General features: G+C 60.4%; 4 protein-coding genes. All 4 read right to left on the bottom strand.

Annotation, left to right across the window (positions count from 1 at the left end):
• Nucleotides 1-579 (bottom strand): asparagine synthetase B (locus DBR23_RS26565; RefSeq protein ID WP_369882174.1); only part of this gene is annotated, 579 nt, incomplete at its 3' end.
• A gap of 45 nt (nt 580-624) precedes the next feature.
• Nucleotides 625-1,167, bottom strand: coding sequence for a sugar transferase (locus DBR23_RS26560; protein ID WP_143227249.1), 543 nt, complete (start codon nt 1,165-1,167; stop codon nt 625-627).
• 8 nt (nt 1,168-1,175) lie between these two features.
• On the bottom strand, nt 1,176-2,009 hold the full coding sequence (locus DBR23_RS26555) for an aldolase/citrate lyase family protein (protein ID WP_108500082.1): 834 nt from the start codon (nt 2,007-2,009) through the stop codon (nt 1,176-1,178).
• Between the two features lie 13 nt (nt 2,010-2,022).
• Nucleotides 2,023-2,595: hypothetical protein (locus tag DBR23_RS26550; protein WP_369882173.1), on the bottom strand; the 573-nt coding region annotated here is incomplete at its 5' end.

Genomic DNA, 2,595 nt, shown 5'->3' with positions numbered 1-2,595 from the left:
GGTGCCAGGCATGACATGGCACACGCCTTCGTAGGCCGTCCACGGCGCAGGGACATAGTTGAACGTCAGGTAATGATGGATTGCTTCCAGGCACATACCAGGCTTGCGCCGAACGGCCGGCCACAGGGCCTTGGGCTCAGAGCCAAACAGCATACGTTGGCCGTCGTCGTACACAAACAGGGGCTTGACGCCGATGCGGTCGCGCGCCAGATACAACGCGTCTTCGCGCGCATCGTCGATAGCAATAGCGAACATACCGTTCAGGCGACTCAGGCAGGAGATGCCCTCGCGCTCGTACAGGCGCAGGATGACTTCGGTGTCCGACTGCGTGCGCAGACGCACGCCCTGGGAGCGCAGCTCGGCGGCCAACTCCAAGTGATTGAAGATTTCGCCGTTTTGCACCACGGCAACCAAGCCGTCGTCGCTGACAAAGGGCTGGTGACCGCCGCCTAGATCGATGATGGACAGCCGCCGGTTGCCGATTGCTACACCCCGCTGGGGCTGGTGGTGGATGCCTTCGTCGTCCGGTCCGCGGTGCACCAGCGCTTGCGCCATACCGCGCAGGACTTTATCGTCCAACGACTGTTGTATGCGATCCCAGTAGCCAAAGATACCGCACATGGTTCAGTTCGCGCCCTGGCCGCCCAGGCGCTTGAATGTCCACCAGCAGATCTTCAGGTCGAGCCAGAGCGAAGCTTCGCGTGTGTAGCACAGGTCGGCTTCGAGCCGCTGCACCTCTGTCGAATCGGACCGGTACAGGGCCTGAGCCAGCCCTGTGATACCGGGTCGCACGCTGCAACGCTGCGCCCAATCAGCGTCGGTGTATAGGCTGCGCTGAGCGGGCACGTCGGGACGCGGGCCGACTAAGCTCATCTCACCCGTAAGCACATTAATTAGCTGAGGCAGTTCATCGATGCTGGTGCGGCGTATGAAGCGGCCAACGCGGGTGATGCGCGGATCATTTTCAGCGGTGAAATATGGCCCCATCTGAGCCGCATTCTTCACCATGCTGCGAAATTTGTACATGCCGAACTCTTGGCCATTCAGACCCAGGCGGGTCTGCCGGAAAAGAACCGGAAAACCCGTTTCTAAAGCAATCGCCAGCGCAGCCACCAACAGCAGCGGGCTCAGGACCAGCAGCGCCACCAAGGAAAGCACGATATCCACGCCGCGCTTCAATCCACTGCCTCTACAGTCCGCACGGACATGGACGTTGCAATAGAACGTATCACACTGCTGATACGTAGCCTGTCTGCAACGACCTGCTCTGGCGTACGCGTTGACAAGGTCTGCTCAGACTGCCGCAGGGCTTCAACCTCGGCCTCAAAGGTGTGCACGGCAGCCCCCGATTCGTCTGGTCGATGAAAAGTGCGCGACAAAATCACGCCTCGTGAGCCTAAGCGAACATGCTCAGCCAACACATCACGCCCCGGAAGCAGCCCTTCGTCCAATCGTGCGATGCCGCCAAAACCAAAGCGCAATCCATACGCATGAGCCTTGTGTGCCACGCTGTCCAGCAGCCCCTGCGCCAGGGGCTCGAACATGAATCTGCAGCCCAGCGACAGATGCAAGTCGTTCAGCCCCACGAACACTTCACACAGCCCCGGGGTATCCGCCCAAGCATCCAGTGAATGCAGTGCACCCGCCGTCTCCAGCAACGCAACGATAGGAGCCCGCCCTGCCACGATACGGCTGAAGGCACGCAACTCGTCGGGGGTCTGGAACATGGGCAACATCACCGAGTCGGCACCTTGCGCCAGCACTGTGTCCAACTCCATGGCCGTGCCTTCGTGCAACGGGTTCACCCGCACCATCAATTGGGACCGCCGCAACTGAGCCTTGATACGACCTACATCCTGGGGTTGGTGCGTGCTGATGAACGTGTTACGTCCTGCCTGGCGCGCGGCCTTGCCATTCCTTTCCAGATCGACAAACAAGCGCATACCGGGCAGCGCATCGCAACGGCGCGCCAGATCTGGGTCATTGGTGATCTGTAGAAAATCCATCATGGTTGGGATCGGATTATGACCGCAGGGCTTGGCGCAATCCGGGGCCAACGAACCAACCAGACGCTATAACAAAGAGAGCAGCTACCACAGATAGAAGAAACGCTTGAACCTGTTTTGATCCAGAAATCGAAGAAGGCGTTGCTCCTGCAAGGCCAAGCCATTGCGTCGCGGCCACCCAGGCCACCAGCATGAAAAAGGGCGACAGCAAGGCCCTCACCGGAACCCAGCGCCGCATGGCAGGCACGCCCAGCGCGCCCCAAGCCACCACCGCAGCACCAAGGAACCCCGCGTTCAGAGCCCACATCAACTGGTGCCCCGCCGTGTAACCCATGACTCCAGCAACGAGCACTATCGCCAGGGCGAGCGCATAGGCCAGCACTGCAAAACGCATGCGCCCTACGGTGGCCAAAATAGTCAAAGCCACTGCCAAAAGTGCTTGCGGCAACAAGCCCCAGGCACCCACACTACCCCAGGCTGCAATCTGCACCAAAGCTGAGGCTTGCATGCGCCCCCAGCCGAAGAGCACACTGGAGATAGCGGGAGCCCCCACCAACAACGCTGCTGCTGCTGCGCAGGCCAATGTCCA

The organism is Acidovorax sp. HMWF018, from assembly GCF_003061035.1.
GTDB lineage: Bacteria > Pseudomonadota > Gammaproteobacteria > Burkholderiales > Burkholderiaceae_C > Acidovorax > Acidovorax delafieldii.
Note: the sequence above shows the minus strand (reverse complement) of the source record. Positions and strands in the feature narration are given on the sequence as shown.

What these genes read in the sequence shown, in the direction of transcription:
- DBR23_RS26555 (WP_108500082.1), bottom strand. Translation starts at nt 2,009, where the DNA reads ATGATGGATTTTCTACAGATCACCAATGACCCAGATCTGGCGCGCCGT.